At 48.3% G+C, this 18,204-nt stretch carries 20 protein-coding genes; 8 read left to right on the plus strand and 12 right to left on the minus strand.

All coding sequences use genetic code 11. The features are described 5' to 3' along the window. Positions 1-18: 18 nt before the first annotated feature. Complete coding sequence (locus AAHB90_RS22875) at positions 19-432, minus strand: hypothetical protein (RefSeq protein ID WP_342087566.1); 414 nt, start codon at positions 430-432, stop codon at positions 19-21. A gap of 99 nt (positions 433-531) precedes the next feature. Between AAHB90_RS22875 and AAHB90_RS22880 the strand changes: the two genes are divergently transcribed. The 5 genes from AAHB90_RS22880 to AAHB90_RS22900 all read left to right on the plus strand — a co-directional run bounded on the left by AAHB90_RS22880 (position 532) and on the right by AAHB90_RS22900 (position 4,834). Beyond that, positions 532-783, plus strand: a complete 252-nt coding sequence (locus AAHB90_RS22880) for a hypothetical protein (protein ID WP_342087567.1) — start codon at positions 532-534, stop codon at positions 781-783. Further along, positions 731-1,513, plus strand: a complete 783-nt coding sequence (locus AAHB90_RS22885; RefSeq protein WP_342087568.1) for a hypothetical protein — start codon at positions 731-733, stop codon at positions 1,511-1,513. Before AAHB90_RS22880 ends, AAHB90_RS22885 begins: the two co-directional genes overlap by 53 nt. Positions 1,514-1,620: 107 nt before the next feature. Next, the gene (locus AAHB90_RS22890) at positions 1,621-2,382 is read left to right on the plus strand and encodes an ImuA family protein (protein ID WP_342087569.1); all 762 of its coding nucleotides are present in this window, start codon (positions 1,621-1,623) and stop codon (positions 2,380-2,382) included. A gap of 83 nt (positions 2,383-2,465) precedes the next feature. Further along, the gene (locus AAHB90_RS22895; protein ID WP_342087570.1) at positions 2,466-3,002 is read left to right on the plus strand and encodes an energy transducer TonB; all 537 of its coding nucleotides are present in this window, start codon (positions 2,466-2,468) and stop codon (positions 3,000-3,002) included. 107 nt (positions 3,003-3,109) lie between these two features. After that, positions 3,110-4,834 carry a serine hydrolase gene (locus tag AAHB90_RS22900; RefSeq protein ID WP_342087571.1) on the plus strand — a complete coding sequence of 575 codons (1,725 nt, stop codon included), beginning with the start codon at positions 3,110-3,112 and terminating at the stop codon, positions 4,832-4,834. A gap of 15 nt (positions 4,835-4,849) precedes the next feature. Here the strand turns inward: AAHB90_RS22900 and AAHB90_RS22905 are convergent, their stop codons facing one another. The 7 genes from AAHB90_RS22905 to dinD form a co-directional block, all read right to left on the minus strand. Then, positions 4,850-5,749, minus strand: a complete 900-nt coding sequence (locus AAHB90_RS22905) for an alpha/beta hydrolase family esterase (RefSeq protein ID WP_342087572.1) — start codon at positions 5,747-5,749, stop codon at positions 4,850-4,852. Positions 5,750-5,768: 19 nt separating this feature from the next. Then, positions 5,769-6,161 (minus strand): VOC family protein, encoded by a 393-nt coding sequence (locus AAHB90_RS22910; RefSeq protein ID WP_342087573.1) that lies wholly within the window; start codon positions 6,159-6,161, stop codon positions 5,769-5,771. Between the two features lie 64 nt (positions 6,162-6,225). Further along, positions 6,226-6,828, minus strand: coding sequence for a hypothetical protein (locus AAHB90_RS22915; RefSeq protein ID WP_342087574.1), 603 nt, complete (start codon positions 6,826-6,828; stop codon positions 6,226-6,228). Positions 6,829-6,843: 15 nt separating this feature from the next. Then, a complete protein-coding gene (locus AAHB90_RS22920) occupies positions 6,844-7,455 on the minus strand; it encodes a hypothetical protein (protein WP_342087575.1) in 612 nt (203 codons plus the stop codon). Between the two features lie 169 nt (positions 7,456-7,624). Beyond that, positions 7,625-8,137, minus strand: a complete 513-nt coding sequence (locus AAHB90_RS22925; protein WP_342087576.1) for an SRPBCC family protein — start codon at positions 8,135-8,137, stop codon at positions 7,625-7,627. Position 8,138: 1 nt separating this feature from the next. Further along, positions 8,139-8,480: an ArsR/SmtB family transcription factor gene (locus AAHB90_RS22930; protein WP_342087577.1), complete on the minus strand. Its 342-nt coding sequence runs from the start codon at positions 8,478-8,480 to the stop codon at positions 8,139-8,141. A gap of 307 nt (positions 8,481-8,787) precedes the next feature. Further along, on the minus strand, positions 8,788-9,405 hold the full coding sequence (gene dinD, locus AAHB90_RS22935) for a DNA damage-inducible protein D (protein WP_342087578.1): 618 nt from the start codon (positions 9,403-9,405) through the stop codon (positions 8,788-8,790). Positions 9,406-9,552: 147 nt separating this feature from the next. Here dinD and AAHB90_RS22940 point away from each other — a divergent pair, with 147 nt between their 5' ends. Together AAHB90_RS22940 and AAHB90_RS22945 are read left to right on the plus strand one after the other, a co-directional pair. After that, entirely contained in the window at positions 9,553-11,064 is a 1,512-nt protein-coding gene (locus tag AAHB90_RS22940; RefSeq protein WP_342087579.1) for a Y-family DNA polymerase, read from the plus strand. 35 nt (positions 11,065-11,099) lie between these two features. Continuing rightward, positions 11,100-14,330, plus strand: coding sequence for an error-prone DNA polymerase (locus AAHB90_RS22945; RefSeq protein ID WP_342087580.1), 3,231 nt, complete (start codon positions 11,100-11,102; stop codon positions 14,328-14,330). Here the strand turns inward: AAHB90_RS22945 and AAHB90_RS22950 are convergent, their stop codons facing one another. The 4 genes from AAHB90_RS22950 to AAHB90_RS22965 all read right to left on the minus strand — a co-directional run bounded on the left by AAHB90_RS22950 (position 14,331) and on the right by AAHB90_RS22965 (position 17,725). Continuing rightward, positions 14,331-15,095 (minus strand): oxygenase MpaB family protein, encoded by a 765-nt coding sequence (locus AAHB90_RS22950; RefSeq protein ID WP_342087581.1) that lies wholly within the window; start codon positions 15,093-15,095, stop codon positions 14,331-14,333. Next, positions 15,092-15,460 carry a ribosomal maturation YjgA family protein gene (locus tag AAHB90_RS22955; RefSeq protein WP_342087582.1) on the minus strand — a complete coding sequence of 123 codons (369 nt, stop codon included), beginning with the start codon at positions 15,458-15,460 and terminating at the stop codon, positions 15,092-15,094. Before AAHB90_RS22955 ends, AAHB90_RS22950 begins: the two co-directional genes overlap by 4 nt. Next, positions 15,461-16,888: a B12-binding domain-containing radical SAM protein gene (locus AAHB90_RS22960; RefSeq protein WP_342087583.1), complete on the minus strand. Its 1,428-nt coding sequence runs from the start codon at positions 16,886-16,888 to the stop codon at positions 15,461-15,463. 141 nt (positions 16,889-17,029) lie between these two features. Then, complete coding sequence (locus tag AAHB90_RS22965) at positions 17,030-17,725, minus strand: hypothetical protein (protein ID WP_342087584.1); 696 nt, start codon at positions 17,723-17,725, stop codon at positions 17,030-17,032. Positions 17,726-17,902: 177 nt separating this feature from the next. Here AAHB90_RS22965 and AAHB90_RS22970 point away from each other — a divergent pair, with 177 nt between their 5' ends. Next, positions 17,903-18,199 carry a DUF1330 domain-containing protein gene (locus AAHB90_RS22970; RefSeq protein WP_342087585.1) on the plus strand — a complete coding sequence of 99 codons (297 nt, stop codon included), beginning with the start codon at positions 17,903-17,905 and terminating at the stop codon, positions 18,197-18,199. The last annotated feature ends 5 nt before the right edge of the window (positions 18,200-18,204 follow it).

Raw genomic sequence — 18,204 nt, forward strand, 5'->3', positions numbered from 1 at the left:
GGCAACGCTCCGGCTTTTTTAGTCGCCTTTCAAAAAGCGCTCCTGCAAATACCAGCGGGCACACGAATCTTTGTCCATCCTGCGGACGAAGCTAAAATACATATCGGAAGGGCATCCATAAGCGCCCACGAACATGACGCCTATTTTCGGGTATTTCCGCACAATGCTATCCGGCACCATCAGCTGATTTGAAGTCGTGCTCGCATAGTAAGGCACGTACGTCTGCGCGCCAGAAGTATCCTTCAACGGTGCAATAACCCAATCGAGACTAATGGAAGAAGGCGTATCCGCTGTCAGCAAAAGACCTGCTGACCCCTCATAGCAATCCTGTGAAACCGTTACCTGCTCCACAGGCACACAATCATCACGTTTATCAACTTTCTTTTCGGAACAAGCCAATGCAATAGCCGCCAAGGCAAGGAATTTCTTCATAGGAAATTGGATTTGAATGTGTGACACGGCAGGTGGTGATGTGGTTGCAGGGACTTTGCTGATTGTTAATTTCGATATTTATCCTTAATTTCGGTAATTATGAAACGGGTCAAAACAAAATATCTGAGCTACATCGAGGAAACTCCGAAGCATTATAGTGAATTGCGTGATTTGGCTAAGATAGCTGCGTTAAAGGCAATCACCAACGCAAAAGCCCATAATTTGCCCGTAACTTTTGTAGAAGATGGCTGGATCGTCCGCGAAGATCCGAAAGGTAACCAGATCAAGGTTTCCAAAATTGAGAAACTACCTCGAAAGACCAGACCCGGTGTCAAATTCCAATTATCTTAAAGGACGACGACTACGCGTCTTTGCCGGTCCCAACGGCTCTGGTAAGACAACCATTTTCAAGCAAATAGCCGAGACATTCGACATTGGATATTATGTCAATGCTGATGAACTGGAAGCCCAATTGGTCAATACCAAAAAGATCGGGCTAACTCCATTTGGACTAACCGACCTCCAAGAGAATGAATTTGCTCATTTCCAGAGCAATCACTCCATCTTACAAAAAGCACAGCAAAGTGGTTTCGAGCTGAATCTGACTTATTCAAGTACTGACAATTCTATCGTCGATTTAAATTTGACAAAGGGCACTTATTCATACGAAGCCGCATTGATTGCTGATTTTCTCCGAATTAAATTGATCGAAAGAGGCAAAAAAATGACTTTCGAAACTGTCATGTCCCATCCATCGAAGCTGGATATTCTGCGATTAGCGATCCGGAATGGGTATAAGGTGTACCTCTATTTTGTATGCACGCAGTCGGCTGATATTAACGTTGCCAGAGTTTTGCAGCGGGTTGGACAAGGCGGGCATGACGTATTGGAAGAAAAAATACGTAAGAGATACAAGGCCTCGTTACAGCTTTTGAAACCCGCCGTCAAAAATACCTTTCGATCCTTCTGGGATAATTCTCAGCAATCACCGGAGCTAATCCTTGAAGTTGAAAGCGGACAAACTGTAACGCAAATAAGCGAAACGCTACCTAACTGGGTCGAGGAGTTTTTGTTAAAATAAATGACCTTTATTACCTGCACATCCTTGCCCTTATAGCAAATATAAGTTATTTTTGGGATCATATTATTGATATTAAAAATATCAATAATCTACTCAAAACGTTCCTTATGGCTCTCCCGCTCCTGAAAAACGGCATGTTCGACAGGTTGCAAGAAGATATTCTTGCATTGCAGGGGTTTCGAACGCCCGTTGGGGCCCGGAGGATCGATTTCGGGTTGGGGGTTATGGATGCCTCATTTCCGAACCATTCTTTTCCGACCGGAGCCGTGCACGAATTCATCAGCAACGATCCCGAAAGCGTTGCGGCAACTACCGGTTTTATAGCGGGATTGCTGGGTAAACTGATGGGAGAATATGGGGTCAGCCTGTGGATCGGCATTCGTCCCATGGTATTCGCCACGGCACTCAAAACTTTTGGCCTAGAACCGCACCGGGTTATTTTTATCGATCTAGCCAGGGAGAAAGATGTGATCTGGGCTGTCGAAGAAGCCTTAAAGTGCGAATCACTGGCAGCGGTGGTCGGAGAACTTCGTGAAATTACTTTTACGGAATCGAGGCGGCTCCAACTAGCCGTAGAGCGAAGCCGGGTTACGGGTTTTCTGCACCGTAACAATCCACGTGCCGTAAATACCCTTGCTTGCGTCTCACGCTGGCAGATAACTCCTATGGCGAGCCGGCTCGAAGAAGGCATGCCCGGTGTCGGCCACCCGTGCTGGCGCGTGCAGTTGCAAAAAATCCGGAATGGCGAGCCGGGAGAATGGGAAATGCAATGGACGGCGGGGCGGTTTGAATACCTTCCAATAGAGATTCCACAGACCTCCAAAGAAGTGGCGGACAGCCCTTCTGTTTACATCGCTCAAAGAGCTTAGCGATCAGCAGTTCTATTTTAATTATTTAATTCTATATATAATTTTGTTTTATATTTATGAATTAAATAAATGAATGAACCGCCATGACGAATTACCTATTGCTTCCATTTGCCTTCGTCTTTCATGCAGCACTTCTGACCTGTGAAAAACCGGCTCCCGACATCAGCAAGAACAAGGCACCTGATACGACCGAGGTAAGTGTCGAGGAAAAACTTCGCGCAGAAGTATTCAATCCCGAATTCTACGACGATATGCCCAACGCACTTGAAGGTACAGAGACGATCATGGTTCCCAACGACTTCATCCCTATCGACGTGGACGTACAGCCTCAGTTTCCCGGCGGGCAGCTTGCGCTGCGTAAATACATGAGCAAGTACCTTGAAATACCCCATGCCGTCCGTCTGCTCAAAGTAAACGGTAAAGTATACACGTCATTTATCATTTCGGAAACGGGTGAAATAGAAGAAGCCACGGTGGTTAAAAGTCTGCAATACCAATGTGATCAGGCTGCATTGGAGCTGATCAACCATATGCCCAGGTGGAAACCCGCGATCAAGGGCGGAAGCCCGGTCAGTGTCCGGCATTATCTCGAAATACCTTTCGACTACCGGAAACATTAGCATTACCACTTATCATTTTATCGCAGCCTTCATACAGAACGATTCGCATTATTGTATCCCCAAGCCTTATATTAGGACACATTCGATCGCTAATCAATAATCGCTTTATGAAAGCATCATTACGCCTCCTGATTCCCGCTCTGCTATTTACTGTGAGCATTCAATCGGCTCAATGCCAATCGTCCCGGATTGCCGCCAAAACGGATTCGCTATTTACAGAATGGAACAAGCCCGGAATGCCAGGTGCGGCCGTGGGCGTGGTGCATGGCGGTAAGCTAATCTACGCTAAAGGATTCGGCGAATCGGATGTTGAAACAGGGGCTAAAATAGGCCCTGAAACGATTTTTCATGTAGCGTCAGTCTCCAAACAATTCACGGCATATGCTATTGTCCTTCTGGCCGAACAAGGCAAGCTTTCGCTCGACGATGATATTCGCAAACACATTCCCGAAGTGCCTGATTTCGGCAAAACCATCACCATACGGCACTTGCTCAACCACACCAGCGGTCTCCGCGACCAATGGAACCTGCTGGTGATGGCAGGCTGGCAGCTCGACGACGTGATCACCAAACAACATGTGATGAACCTCGTAACCCGCCAGAAAGAGCTGAATTTCGAACCGGGAAGTGCCTTTGCTTATTGCAATACCGGCTATACTTTATTGGCCGAAGTTGCCAGCAGGGTGACCAAACAGCCTTTTGCCTATTGGATGGAGCGTAATGTTTTTAAACCACTAGGCATGAAAAATACACAGTTCTTCGACAATCAGGAAGGTATTGTAAAGGGACGTGCCTATTCGTTTCACCGCACACCGGGCGCCATCGGACCGACCATGTTCAGCAAAAGCATATTGAGCTACGGCAATGTCGGGGCTACGAGCCTTTTTACTACGATCAACGATCTTGCGCTGTGGATCAACAATTTCCGTAACCCGCAAGTAGGTAGCCCGGCGATCATGAAACAAATGCTCGAACGCGGTCGCCTTACCAAAGGTGATACGCTTACCTACGCATCCGGGCTCATGCATGGCAAGTACAAGGGCCTGGCATATTACGGCCACGATGGGGCCGACGCCGGCTTCCGCTCTTCGCTGGTTTATTTTCCAAAGGAAGACTATGGCTTCATCGTTCTCAGTAACCAGGCCGAATTTAACCCGCCTAAAAAGAATTTTGAAATGGCCGATTTATATTTATCCTCTCTTATAAAAGAAGATAAACCTGCCGCTGCAACCCCGAAACCAGTTACATCGGGTAACTATGCATTTGACTCGACCTTGTTCCGCGCCTATGCCGGCTCTTACGCATTGGATGAGGCTCCGGGTTTTGTATTAAAATTCTGGCGCGACGGCAACAACTACTATACCCAGGCCACAGGCCAACCATCGGCAGCTATCTTCCCATCGTCGGACTCGACATTTTTCCTCAAAGTTGTGGAGGCATCCGTCGTCTTTCATAAGGCAAAGGACGGTAAAGTAAACCGCATTACTTTGAAACAAAACGGCGAACATCCGGCAACCAGGGTCGATAAGCAGGATTCCACAGCCATTGATCCCGCCCAACTGGTCGGCCAGTATTACAGTCCCGAGCTCGAAACCATCTATACCATTGCCCAAAAGGGAGGAGCATTGAAACTCGTCCACGTACACCACGGCGAGGCAGACCTGAAAATCGTCGGAAAAGACAAATTGAATGCTCCCTGGTGGTTCGTGCAGAATATCGAGGTCGCCCGCAATGCTTCCGGCGCTATTACCGGCATCAAAATATCAAACGGCCGCGTGGTGAATTTATGGTTCAAAAAGCTGCCGGACGACTTTGCAGCAAGCAGCAAATAATGGCCCGGAGGAGGCCTATTCCCTCATTTGTCTTTTAAAAAACTTCCACGACTCCTCAAACATATCAAAATCGGTCACAAACTCGTGCCTGCCGTTTACGACTTTTAGCAGGGTCACCTCCGGCTTGCCTTTCTTTTGATAGGTGTATTTTTCAATCGTGATGTTGTTGGAAGTATCGCCATCGGGCATGATCGACTTCTCCGGCTCGCCGGTATAGCCATCCAGCTTCGCCCAGTAATAAAATGATTGGTCCGTCGACCGCACTGTTCCCAGTGTAACGCCGGGCGTTTTCACCTCTCCGCCATTGTAGGGGTTTGTCTGGTCGGCCGTTCCGTTCGTGATCATGACGGGCAAAGGTATATTCATGGGCGTGCAATCCATGTTTTCATCGGTTGGCAGGTTCGCTACCACCGCCGAAACCGCCCGGATTTTGCCCGGCATCGTGAGCGCCAGCTTGTAAGACATATGTCCGCCACCCGAAAAGCCCGTTGCAAAAACCTGCTTTTTATTGATTTTATACTTCGAAGCAAAAAGGTCAATCAGCGCATCGAAAAAGGCTTCTTCATTCACATTCTGCACATTGGCTACCGCTGTGGAAGCCTTACGGCATTCATTCCAATACCTTTTATAACCGCCGGGATACACAACCAGCACATTATCCGATTCCGAAAGCGATTCCAGCTTCGCACCGCGCCGTACAAACCCCAACGGCTCCCCACCCGACCCGTGCATCACAAATACCAGACTGGCACCTGGCTTCACTTTCACCGACGGATTATATGCATATACCCGGTAGTGGCCTTCGATCAGCAAAGAATCGAGCACATGCTGTGCTTGGGCTGTAAACGCGGAGAGGATCAGAAATATGGAAAGAAGCTGCTTGAACATGGACGCTGAAATTGTTTTTTTGTCCATGCAAGTTACTTAAACACATTCAAATCCTGCGCTCAAACATCCAGATATGCCCGAATGGATCAACTACATCGCCTTGCCGGTAGCCATAATCATAATCCTGTGCCGGCGAGGTCACTTTCGCACCGGCCGCGACCGCTCTTGCCATGTAAGCGTCTACATCGTTCACAAACAGCCCGATTATCACCGTCGATCCCTGATGACGTTCCGGGCTAAACAAGGCTGGATTTTTTGTTTCTTCATGTAAATGAAAAATAGCTCCTCCCAGCGATAACTCCGAAACATGAATAGTCCCATCGTCATTGCTGAAACGCCGGAGCTCCACAGCACCAAGGCCTTTGATGTAAAAATCGACATCCCTCACGCCATTCGGGATGTAAAGTTCAGGCGCAAAAATCGGAGTAACTGGTTCCATAGTAATGATTTTGCATTTGTAATACCTAAAAGCCACATTGTTCCCCTTCCTCCTTCCTCCTTTACTATCTATTCAACATCCGCTCAATCGCTTTCAAAACCGTTTCCCGGTTCTTGGCAGCCTTGATAAATTGCGGAAGCTTTTCAACCATTGTCGTAATCCGCATAGTCTGCCTTTCCCGCAGCCTGGAGGTCACGTAATTGCGGATTTCAAGCAAATGCTCCTTGTTACCGGCCCAAAGCGTCTCTCCTTTTACATTCTCCTGAAACCACAGGGGTAAACCAAACACAGGGTCCGCAAGCCTTTCCATGCTGTACCTCAGGCGATATGGTGTATTACCGGGTTTATAAATCTCGGGTACATGGCAATGCGGGCAGGAGTATTTCAGCTCAGCGACTTTCTCCTTATTGTTCGGAATGCTCACCTGGATCGGTTCACCGCAACTGCCGCAAGCGCGGTTGATGGTGGCGGTATAACGCAAACGTTCGTCAGCCATTTCGGAATAATTGCAGTGATGGCACACCAGCTTATCGTCTCCGGTAGCCACCAGTTCCTTCCTGATCACCCGCGCGGCTTTGGAGCATTTGGGGCATTTAACCCAAAACTCTTTTGCGTACGCGTAGCGCGTGGTGGGCGGGCCTACATAACGATCGACTTCACTTTCCATTTAGCTCGCTGTGGCTTACTTCTTGATGGTAATTTCAGGAACCGGTGCCTTGGCAGCCTCTGCGATGAGCACCTTTCTTTCCGTTTTCAGTCGTGTCAGAAAGGGCTGAATATCTTTTCCGTAAGCACGGTTGCTAATCGCATACAGCAAAATGCCTTTTTGTCCGGATTTCGCCGTAACCGCTTTGAAACGATACACGTCGTGTTCGTAAATGCTCTTTGAATCATCGGTCGCCTTCTGCCCGAGCAGGCAATCGATGATCTTTTCTCCGGTAGCAGCATTACCAATTACTTCATAGTTGACATCCAGCGTCTTTTTCATCTGCTCCAATTCACGAAGCTTGGTCCGAACAGCGTCATCAACGCTGGCGGCTGCGATCACAAAATCAATGGTAATCATGGACTTGTAATTCGGAAATGCATCGCCCGCTACGAGGTATTCCTGCTTGTAAAGTGAAGCATCCGGATGCGAGGACCATACCATCCGGTAGCTCTTCTTCTGAAACACAATAGGCTCGGGAATACCCAGGTAATTGACAGCCGGCTTGTTGCTCTGGCCAAAACCGTGTACGGACGCCAATAACAGCGAGGCCACGACGATCGGGATCAATTGAATTATCATTTTCATGCGTGTATGGATGAATTTGCGAAAGAAGAATATAATGTCCGGCGTACTATTCGAACCGGACCGCAAACTTATCATGTCATCCTCCCAAACACAAAGCACAAAAGGCTGCAACCGCATTACAACTGCCCTGATCCACAATATTTTGAGTTAACGGCATACTCCTAATGCACTACTGCCCCTGTACCCTGGCAAGGTAAGCATCCAGTTGCCCCCATGTGCCTTCGTAACCCTGGTTCATGCTCGCATTGAGGTCGGCAAAGGCTTTTTCCTGCTCAGCTGTTGCGTTTACCGGCTCTGCATAAAGTGTCAGCGTGGTAATGCCGTTGGTTTCACTCAACGTAATGTGGTTATATACTTCCAATGGGAAATCGAACGGGAATGGCGACGAGGTGATATTGCCATCAGGATCGGTAAAGGAGCTCAGGAATTCGATAGAATCCGGCTTTTGTATTTTCTGATAGCGAAAAAGCGCCCACATACGCATACCGTTACTGTCGAGCTTGTAATGGGTCCTTCCTCCTTCACGAAAATCAAAACTGAGGAGTGTGAGCGTCGACCCCGCCGGCCCCCACCATTCAGCAAAAGCCTCTTTGGAAGCATAAGCGTTAAATACGAGTGATTGCGGCGCTCTGAACTGACGTACGATTTTAAGCTCCGCCTTTTTACTTGCCTGGTTTTCCATGTTACTGATCGGATTGATTGTTGTTTTGAATTCGGTTCAGATAATTATCGAGAGAGTCGAATTGCATGTTCCAGAATTGCCGGTACTGATCCACCCAATTGGACACCTCTTTCAAAGCATCCAGCTTCGCCTCACAATACCGCTCCCTCCCTTCCTGCTTCACCACTACCATCCCGCATTCCATTAAAATTTTAATATGCTGGGAAACAGCCGGCCTGCTGATCGAAAAATTCTCAGCTATGGCATTCAGGTTCATGGATTGGAAGGCGATCAGGTTGATGATCTGCCTGCGCGTAGGATCTGCAATCGCCTGAAAAACATCTCTTCTTGCTTCAACGGACATATTGTGTAAGTATTTACTTACACAATATTATATGTAAGCATTTACTTACGCAAATTTCCCAGGCAGATTTATCAAAACTTTTTAGAAAACCCGAAAAAACGGCTATTTAATCCTTTTCTTACCTCTTTCCAGCTTCTTGATATTTTCAACCATCGGAAGTTCCTCGGGCATGGTACCGCCTAATTCCCGGATAGTCTGACGCACCTTCGCCCTACTTCGAAATGCGTTTGATTTGCTTTGTCCTTCCCGACGATATTTTCTCGTCTCAACTTATCGTCCGTTTGTGTAGCGCGGAATACATTTGCCGCTAGTTCGGAGCTACCCATGTGATCGGGCGGTTCTGACTCTTTTTCAAACCCTTCTTCTCTCGGATTGCCTTCGCATCGAGGCCGCCATACAACCCCATGTAGCCGTGATTCTGGAATATCGCATAGTCGATAGGCTCAATAACACCAGCCTTTTTAGCTACATCCGCCAGTAAAAGGTTATTTCTGGTCAATTCACCTCGTAAAAAAACGCGCTTTTCATGCTCCGTATTCAATTGATTGTATTCCTCCATTTGCCTGATTTCCTGCAAACGGGTTTGTACCGCGAAATAGGTCTGCCCTAATGCAACAACCTCTTTCGCCGGATCTGCATTCTGGACGATGAGGTAGCACGCATAACGGCTCAGTTTGGCATCTTCTACCTTTCTTTTACCTCCTTTTCCAAGTTCGATCATTCCGAGCATATCCTCGAAATGATCCCTGACATCCTGGCCGCTGTTGACGCATGCCTCCCTTGCACGTTCAATAGCCGGTTTGAAGTGACGGTACTCGGTATATTCCAGCACTTTTGCCAGGTCTCTGGCACTCCAGAACTCGTTGCCGTTGTCGTCTGACTTTCTGATTTGCTCGAAGAGCGAGGGGCCTTGTTGTGAAGTCATGGTATTCAATGTTTAAGTGTGTAAAATGATTTGAACAAAGCAAAAAAATTGCTGGAACATTTCAAAGCTTTTTGATATTATTGTAATCTATTTTGAGATATTAAAAATATCAATAACTTATAGCAACCTCATCAACAACACATTAAAATGACATCCCGCTTCGTGACCATATGGTTTCCAAACCTGGCAACGGATCACCAGATCCGCGTCAGACCGGAGCTTTATGGGCTCGAATTTGCCCTTGCAGCCCCCGAACGCGGACGGATGATCGTGACGGCGGTAAGTACCGAGGCAGGAGCATTAGGCATTGAAATCGGTATGGTAGTAGCGGATGCCCGGGCTATTTTGCCTTCCCTGATTGTATTGGACGACGAACCGGAAATTACCCGGCAGGCATTGCAGGCCCTTGCGGAATGGTGCCTTCGCTACACCCCGACAGTCGCGCTGAATGCGCCTGATGGCCTTATCCTGGACGTGACCGGATGCGCATATCTGTGGGGCGGCGAGCGCACATATATGAACGACCTTACCGACAGGCTCACTGATGCCGGTTACACAATACGTGCTGCAATGGCTGATACAATTGGTACCGCCTGGGCGCATGCGCATTTCGGCCGTTCCGGGGCGATTGTCCCACCCGGCGAGCAACGTAATGCATTATTAAGACTTCCGCCCGCTTCACTGCGCCTTCCGCCCGAAACCCTGGAAAAAATGCAGAAACTGGGCTTCTATCATATCAGCAGTTTCATCCAGATACCCGCAAGAATGCTGCGCAGGCGTTTCGGGGAAGATTTACTGGATAAACTCAACAAGGCACTGGGGTATGCGCAGGAATTTATAGAACCTGTCCGCCAGGCTATTCCTTACCAGGAACGACTTCCCTGCCTCGAACCCATCGTGACCGCCGGAGGCATTGAAATAGCCCTACAAAGACTACTGGAAACACTTTGCGGCCGCTTGGTAAAAGAAGGCAAAGGACTTCGGAAAGGCATTCTAAGTTGCTTTCGTGTGGATGGTAAGACACAACAAATCGACATTGTAACCAACCGGGCTTCCCATCATGTTAAACATCTTTTCAGACTGTTCGAATTAAAAATCAAAACAATTGCTCCGGGTTTTGGCATCGAACTGTTCCTGCTCGAAGCGCCCGAGGTGGAAGACATGGACGCGACGCAGGAAACGATGTGGGACGTGACCGGTGGCTTTGAAAGTGCGGCCATTACTGAATTGCTGGATTCCATTACAGGGCGGACTGGTATAGACACCATTCACCGGTATTTACCTGATGAACATCACTGGCCGGAAAGGTCCGTAAAAATAGTCACATCCCTGCACGAAAAACCTACAACCGAATGGCGCAGCGACCGGCAAAGGCCCGTTTTCCTGCTTCCCAAGCCCGAAAGCATTGAAGTGACCGCGCCCGTTCCGGACTACCCTCCTACCGTTTTCAGATATAAAGGGAAAGTACATTATATCGATAAATCCGAGGGACCGGAGCGTATCGAACAAGAATGGTGGCTCGAACAGGGCTTCTTCCGGGACTATTATACTGTTGAAGACCGGGAGGGGCGGCGCTATTGGGTTTTCAGGCTCGGGCCATACCACGAGGAGGAGGAAAAAGAGCTGCCCGAATGGTTCATACATGGATTTTTTGCCTGAAATACTGAGAGGCATCCAAATTACACTTCGTCATCATGAATTATACTGAATTACAAGTCACGACGAATTTCAGCTTTCTCCGGGGCGGATCCCATCCCGAGGAGCTGGTCGGGCATGCCATTGAGCTGGGCTACAAATGCATTGCCATTACCGATCGCAACACGCTCGCGGGCATCGTACGCGCACATGCCGCCACGAAGGGTAAGGATTTCCGCATTATCCCTGCCTGCCGTCTGGATTTGCTCGACGGGCCGAGTCTGCTTGCTTATCCTACCAACCGGGATGCATACAGTCGTCTTTCCTCATTGCTGACCGAGGGAAACCTCCGTACCGAAAAAGGTAAATGCGACCTGTACAAGGCCGATGTTTACCGCGATGCGTCGGGTCTCAAGTTCATAGCAGTTCCGCCCTCGTCTTTGAATGAGTCCTTCGATTTCGATCCTTCCTTTGCCCGGAACCTGAGAGAATATCGTGAAGCGCTTGGCACCAACCTTTACCTCGGCGCCATACGCTCTTACCAGGGCGATGACATGAAAAAGCTCTACCGTCTCGACCAGCTTTCCCAACGGCTCAATATCCCCCTGGTGGCCACTAATGACGTACATTACCATAATCTGCAAAGACGAGAATTACAGGACGTGCTTACCTGCGTCCGTGAGAAATGCACCATTTATAATGCCGGTTTCCGCCTGCACGAAAATGCCGAACGCTACCTGAAACCCGCCAAAGAAATGCAGCGGCTGTTTTTAAAATTCCCGGAAGCCATCGAGCGAACGCAGGAAATTGCGGATGCCTGTCGGTTTTCATTGAATAGTTTGAAATACGTGTATCCGGAGGAGCTGACTACCGAGGGACGGACGCCGTTGGAGGAACTGAAACATCTTACCTGGATAGGAGCCAAAAAGCGCTTTCCAAATGGTATTCGCCCAGATATACGGGACAAAATTTTGCATGAGTTCAAATTCATTGAAGAAATGGATTACGCTGCCTATTTTTTAACGGTATACGATATTGTCCGCTTTGCAAACGAGCAAAAAATCCTTTGTCAAGGGCGCGGTTCTGCTGCCAACTCTGTGGTTTGTTACTGTCTCGGCATTACCTCGGTAGATCCGATTGAAATCGACCTGCTTTTCGAACGCTTCATTTCCTCCGCCCGGAAAGAACCACCAGATATCGATGTGGATTTCGAACACGAACGACGTGAGGAAGTTATGCAATACATTTATAATAAATATGGCCGCGACCGGGCTGGAATTGTTGCGACTGTCACGCAGGTACATCAAAAGGGTGCCGTACGGGACGTAGCAAAGGCAATGGGCATGTCTATGGATGCCATTAATAAGCTTTCAAGCTCGTTATGGGAGTTTACAGATGAATGGTTTGATGGTAAGCTGATTACAGATCACGGTTTTAATCCCAATGACCCACATCTGATCAAAATCCTTGAACTCACCAAGCAGTACATGGGCTTCCCTCGACAATTGGGCCAGCATACCGGTGGTTTTGTGATTACACAAGGCAAATTATCCGACCTCTGTCCCATCCTTAATGCGCGAATGGAAAATCGTACCTGCATCGAATGGAACAAGGACGACATTGACACATTGGGTTTTCTCAAAATAGATGTGCTCGCGCTGGGTATGCTTACGTGCATTCGCAAAGCGTTTGATTTACTAAAAATCCATTATAACAAGGATTATGACCTGGCGAATGTCCCACGGGAAGACCCGAAAGTTTATGACATGATCTGCAAAGCCGATACGATCGGTGTTTTTCAAATAGAGAGCCGGGCGCAGCAGTCGATGCTCCCGAGGCTTAAACCCATATGTTTTTATGATCTTGTGATTGAAGTCGCGATCGTACGCCCCGGCCCAATCCAGGGTGACATGGTGCATCCTTATTTACGCAGGAGAAATGGAGAAGAGAAAGTGGAATATCCCAAAAAAGAGCTGGAAAACATCCTGAAAAAGACACTGGGAGTCCCTCTTTTCCAGGAACATGCGATGAAAATAGCAATCGTAGCCGCTGGTTTTACGCCAACGGAAGCCGATGAACTGAGGAGAAGTATGGCGACCTTCAAATCCAAGGGTATTGTTTCAAAATTGAGGGACAAACTCATCACCGGAATGGTCAAAAACGGTTACGAAAAAGACTTCGCCGAGCGCATCTTCAAACAACTCGAGGGCTTCGGAAGTTATGGATTCCCGGAAAGCCACGCGGCCAGCTTTGCATTGCTGGTCTACGTTTCTTCCTGGATCAAATACCACCATCCCGATGTCTTTGCGGCGGCATTACTCAACAGCCAACCCATGGGCTTTTACCGCCCGGCACAGATCGTGATCGATGCGCAAAACCACAAGGTGGAAGTGAGGCCGGTCGATATTAACCACTCTTATTGGGATAATACGCTTGAAAATATCCCTGGTGAACGTTGCGCGTTAAGGCTTGGGTTCCGGCAGGTGAAAGGGTTGCGTGAGGAGGAAATGCAAATGCTGACCGCTGCCCGTACCCAGCCATTTACTCATATTCATCAATTGCTGGAAGCCGGCATCTCCCACACCGCGTTGGAAAAACTGGCTGATGCTGATGCGTTCCGGTCGATCGGCTTCGACCGCCGGCAGGCTTTCTGGGAGGCTTCCGCAATGGCCGACAGGCCGATCGGCCTTTTCCAAGGGCAACGCCCGGACAATACCGGTGAGGAGAATGTGCGATTGCCGGAAATGACGTTATCCGAGCACGTCATTCATGATTATGCTGCGACGTCACTTTCGTTGAAGCAACACCCGGTCAGCTTTGTACGCGAGCAATTGAATGCGCTTGGCGTGGTGCCCAGCAAAGAGCTTGAAACCATCAGCGATGGTAAAATAGTGAAAATAGCAGGCCTGGTGCTCGTGCGGCAGCGGCCGGGAACAGCCAGCGGTATCTGCTTTATCACCGTTGAAGACGAAACCGGAACAGCTAACCTGGTGGTTTTTCAAAATCTTTTCGACACTTATCGCAAGGAAGTGCTGCGATCCAAATTACTGATGGTCGAAGGAAAAGTGCAAAAGGAAGGCTCTGTAATACATGTAGTAGTGAGCAAATGCATGAATGCTTCCGGGTTACTTCGGAAACTTGCGGCAAACGAAGAGCAGGAACCAGATGTGCTCACATTATCGCGGGCCGATGAAAAGGATGAATACGACTCGCTGGCCAAAGCGCGGAAGTTGCAGCCCCGTAAAAATGTACAGGCAGAGATATTCCCGGCATCCCGTGATTTCCGGTGATCAATGCACAACCATATCGAGATCGACCACCTGCATTTTATAGTTTTCCGGTAGGAACATATTGCGAAGGAACGCTCCTACACCCAACCGCCGGCTCACTTTGTAGACAGGAAGCAAGAAGCCAAGGAGCCGGCCATATCCCAGGCCGAGCAATGTTTTCACCCGCTCGGGTACGAGCCGCATTTGTACATTCGTCAGCAAATGATACCGGTACCAGCCCAGGTGTTTCCTGTATTGCTTGTACAGGTCAATAGTAAAATGACTTTTGATCAGGTTTTCCTGCAAATGCTCCGCGCGCATTCTCTGCCATGTGTGCAGGTCCGAAGGTAGGCCGGGCACGCCCATCCCCTCGCCTACCGCATGAAAAACTTTAAATAGTTCCTCCTTTTCGGTAAGCGTGAGTTTTCTTTCGAGTAGTTCGAATGATCTGATGGAATAATCAATGAGCATAAAAAGCACGTCGCGGTAGGCGCTGTCGGGAATTCGTGCATTGCGGCTTCGTTCCACACCCTGGTGAATCGAAGCAATCTGACGAATGGCCCGCATAGCGTCGTCATATTCCGAGAACACGATCTGCCTCGCGTAACTGACCGTGGAGAAAAGCCTCCCCAGCGGATCTGCAGGTAATTTTCCCGTAAAATAAAGCCAGTCCACCGACTTGTTGAGCGCAAATTCAGCCGACGCTCCCGCAAAAATGAACAGGATTGTATCCGCTTTCCCCCAGATTTCACGCACGATCGAACCTTCATTCACAAACCATTTCATAATGCATGTTTTTTACCAGCCTCTACAACCACCACCAACACAATGCCCAATGTATAAGCAACGATGTCCGACCATGAAAAGGTCGTCCCAATGATCGTCCGCGCAATCGCATTACCTTCCAAACGAAGTATTCTGATGATTTGAAGGTATTGCAAGGACTCAATAAACCACGAAAACACTAAAACTGCCCAAGCTGCTGCAAATACTTTCAATCGTGTAACACCCCGCACGAAGCAATACAGCAACACGACCACCAGCACATCGCCGCCCCATGGCCTCACCAGTTCATCGTGTACATATAATGCTATCAATACTTCCATCATCAAAATCACCAGCGCGATAATCAGATAGTTCCTCCTGCTCATTCAATTCAATATTAAGGGGTCAGCAATGGTTAGCTCGGGACTATTGGGTCGTCTTTCACGGCCGTCCCCTGTTTTCACTTTCGACAATATCGATTCCAACAATGGCAGCATTGTATTCAGCCCCTCCGTTTTAATGATAAAATTCCAAAGTGGTTCAAATTTTTTCCAGCCGCCTGTATATAGAAAGTGCTTGACAATGTGCTTTAACGAATCATGCTGCAAACTTGATTTAAAGATGTTTTTCCAGCTATAAAATGCGTCATAGGCCCACCAGTAACCCTTTTCCAAAGCTTCGGCACTAAGCCCAACCGTTTTATACACCACATGCCGGGTATCGTAGCGATCCCAGTTGCGGGTCAGTATCCGGCCGGTCGCCTCCATGTTTTTGTACAATTCCGTGCCGGGGTAAGGAGTCAGTATGTGGTAGGTTGAGGTTGTAATACCTTGATCGACTCCCCAGTCGACGGTTCGTTTGAACACATCGCTATCATCCCCATCCAGACCGAATACGAAGCTGCCGTTGATCATGATCCCCAATGAATGCAGCCGGCTCACGGCCTTCGCATAGTCTTTTTCCAGGTTTTGCTTTTTGTTGCTCTGTTTCAGGTTTTCAGGTGAGAATGTTTCGAAACCTACAAAAAGGCTTCTCAAACCAGCATCCGCGGCCTTTTCAATCAGGTTACCCCTTAATATGGCATCTACCGTGGAAGCCCCCTGAAACACGCGGTTCATTCCCCGCATTCCTTCAAAAAGCGATTCCGCGAATCTTGCATTACCCAGCAGATGATCATCCAGAAAATATAAATGCCGTCCCGGCAACCGGTCTATTTCCGCCAGGGCATCATCCACCAGTTGTGTATAAAAAGTTTTGCCTCCCTCAAAAAACGCGTCTTTGTAACAAAAGCTGCAATGGTGCGGGCATCCCCTGGTAACGACAATAGAGTTGGGGACCAGGTACAGGTTGCGTTTGATGAGATCCCGGCGAATAGGCGGTATGCCTGCCAGCGTTCTCACCGATGAGGTATAAATTTTCTGTGGAATACGATTTTTGAAATCCATCAGAAACTGCGGGAATGTATCCTCTCCCGGTCCGATGAAAATACTGTCGGCATGCGCCATGGCCTCATAAGGAAGCGAGGTCACATGCAAGCCGCCCAGGATGACGTAACTCCCTTTTTTCCGATACTCATCCGCGATGTGATATGCCCTGAAAGCATTGGTAATATAAACCTGGATAATGACCAGGTCGGGTATATCGTCCAATCTTAGCACCTCCACATGCTGGTCTTGCAGGTCGATCTCATCTTCCGGCGAAAGGTAGGCCGCGAGGGTAGCCAGCCCAAGAGGCGGAAACAGCGAATACTTGATTGGCCTCCATAGCGGGCTTTCCGCTTCTGTCAGTGCCGGAAGGATCATCTTTACTTTCATACCTTAACTTTAAAAGTACTTTGTATTGCAAAGTAAATTAACGATTTTGAAATAAACAACATCTACCGGGTCAAACGGGCCAAATAAAAACGGCCCCCAAAACCGGAGGCCGTTTAGCGACTCACAAACCTGACTAAAACATCATTTTAAATCTTCAAGCCGGTAACCAAGGAAATCATCAATGACGAGCTTGTAATTCAATTTTTTTCTCGGGCTGCTGATATGCACACTGTACGTTCCCTGTCCGAGTTTCGATATGTCGAACCAACGTCCATATGTCGGCTCTTTAATCTGTTCGTGATAAATCGAACGCAGCTCGCTGTCGACGATGCGGATATCGTAGTTTTCCTGCGCGGGATTTTTGAGAATAACCTTCATTTTTCCCTTTTGTACAACATACACATTAGACACGGCCGTTTTCATGTTCACGCTCGGTGCATACCACTCGGGTTCTGAAACGCTCCGGTAATCTGTCCGGCTGTCGGCGACGATATCATAGGATTTCACCTTTTCGGATAATAACTCGCGCGCCATCAATTTCGCCAGCAATTCATCAAAAAGCCTGACATTCCGCTTGGTCAGCTTAATGTACTTACGCGCCATTGATTCCTGGTATAGCAAATTGTTAGCGCCATCAAAGAACTGCACCACGGTGCTACGGGAGTTCGGGTCGGTGTGAACTTGCCAGTAACCTTTATCGGATTCAACATACGCCTGCGGAGATGCTACGTATGCTACGGGTTGCGCGGCGGCGACCTGCGCTGCTGCCGGCGCTAAGATGGCCAGCCAGAGGGCGGGTGCCAGCGTGAAGGCAAAGTGGATTCTTTTCGTTTTCATGGCTATCAAGGGGTGAAATATTTTTTGGATAAAAACACAAAAAGTACTCAATGGGAAGGGCTTTTCCATTCCTTTATTGACGGCCATCAATTTGGTTCAAAGAGGATGTTCTAAATATGAAAGTTGCAGCGAATGTAAATTCTTTTCGAGATTGGGTAACAAAACCACCGCACGACCATGGTAACGATCACACAATTTGTCTATGTCAAAGAAGGTAAGGAGGAAATTTTCCAGCAATTCGAGTCGCTGGTGCTGCCGCTGATACCCCAATATAACGGAAAACTGCTCCTGAGGCTGCGTACAGGCCCGGAGCAGTTGATCGAAGGCGAACTGGAAGCGCCTTATGAAGTCCATTTGGTCAGTTTCGAATCGGAGGCGGACCTGGCCGCATATATGACCGACCAGACCCGCGAACAATATCTTTACCTAAAAGAAGATTCCGTTCTGGAAGTAATGACCGTAAAACAGCCCTGACACCG

The sequence above is a fragment of the Dyadobacter sp. OTU695 genome, from assembly GCF_038440355.1.
Lineage (GTDB): Bacteria > Bacteroidota > Bacteroidia > Cytophagales > Spirosomataceae > Dyadobacter.

What these genes read in the sequence shown, in the direction of transcription:
- AAHB90_RS22920 (WP_342087575.1), bottom strand. Translation starts at nt 7,455, where the DNA reads ATGAAAATGATAATTCAATTGATCCCGATCGTCGTGGCCTCGCTGTTA.
- AAHB90_RS22955 (WP_342087582.1), bottom strand. Translation starts at nt 15,460, where the DNA reads ATGAGCAGGAGGAACTATCTGATTATCGCGCTGGTGATTTTGATGATG.
- AAHB90_RS22970 (WP_342087585.1), top strand. Translation starts at nt 17,903, where the DNA reads ATGGTAACGATCACACAATTTGTCTATGTCAAAGAAGGTAAGGAGGAA.
- AAHB90_RS22875 (WP_342087566.1), bottom strand. Translation starts at nt 432, where the DNA reads ATGAAGAAATTCCTTGCCTTGGCGGCTATTGCATTGGCTTGTTCCGAA.
- AAHB90_RS22900 (WP_342087571.1), top strand. Translation starts at nt 3,110, where the DNA reads ATGAAAGCATCATTACGCCTCCTGATTCCCGCTCTGCTATTTACTGTG.
- AAHB90_RS22890 (WP_342087569.1), top strand. Translation starts at nt 1,621, where the DNA reads ATGGCTCTCCCGCTCCTGAAAAACGGCATGTTCGACAGGTTGCAAGAA.
- AAHB90_RS22910 (WP_342087573.1), bottom strand. Translation starts at nt 6,161, where the DNA reads ATGGAACCAGTTACTCCGATTTTTGCGCCTGAACTTTACATCCCGAAT.
- AAHB90_RS22945 (WP_342087580.1), top strand. Translation starts at nt 11,100, where the DNA reads ATGAATTATACTGAATTACAAGTCACGACGAATTTCAGCTTTCTCCGG.
- dinD (WP_342087578.1), bottom strand. Translation starts at nt 9,405, where the DNA reads ATGACTTCACAACAAGGCCCCTCGCTCTTCGAGCAAATCAGAAAGTCA.
- AAHB90_RS22915 (WP_342087574.1), bottom strand. Translation starts at nt 6,828, where the DNA reads ATGGAAAGTGAAGTCGATCGTTATGTAGGCCCGCCCACCACGCGCTAC.
- AAHB90_RS22925 (WP_342087576.1), bottom strand. Translation starts at nt 8,137, where the DNA reads ATGGAAAACCAGGCAAGTAAAAAGGCGGAGCTTAAAATCGTACGTCAG.
- AAHB90_RS22950 (WP_342087581.1), bottom strand. Translation starts at nt 15,095, where the DNA reads ATGAAATGGTTTGTGAATGAAGGTTCGATCGTGCGTGAAATCTGGGGG.
- AAHB90_RS22880 (WP_342087567.1), top strand. Translation starts at nt 532, where the DNA reads ATGAAACGGGTCAAAACAAAATATCTGAGCTACATCGAGGAAACTCCG.
- AAHB90_RS22895 (WP_342087570.1), top strand. Translation starts at nt 2,466, where the DNA reads ATGACGAATTACCTATTGCTTCCATTTGCCTTCGTCTTTCATGCAGCA.
- AAHB90_RS22965 (WP_342087584.1), bottom strand. Translation starts at nt 17,725, where the DNA reads ATGAAAACGAAAAGAATCCACTTTGCCTTCACGCTGGCACCCGCCCTC.
- AAHB90_RS22930 (WP_342087577.1), bottom strand. Translation starts at nt 8,480, where the DNA reads ATGTCCGTTGAAGCAAGAAGAGATGTTTTTCAGGCGATTGCAGATCCT.
- AAHB90_RS22905 (WP_342087572.1), bottom strand. Translation starts at nt 5,749, where the DNA reads ATGGACAAAAAAACAATTTCAGCGTCCATGTTCAAGCAGCTTCTTTCC.
- AAHB90_RS22940 (WP_342087579.1), top strand. Translation starts at nt 9,553, where the DNA reads ATGACATCCCGCTTCGTGACCATATGGTTTCCAAACCTGGCAACGGAT.
- AAHB90_RS22960 (WP_342087583.1), bottom strand. Translation starts at nt 16,888, where the DNA reads ATGAAAGTAAAGATGATCCTTCCGGCACTGACAGAAGCGGAAAGCCCG.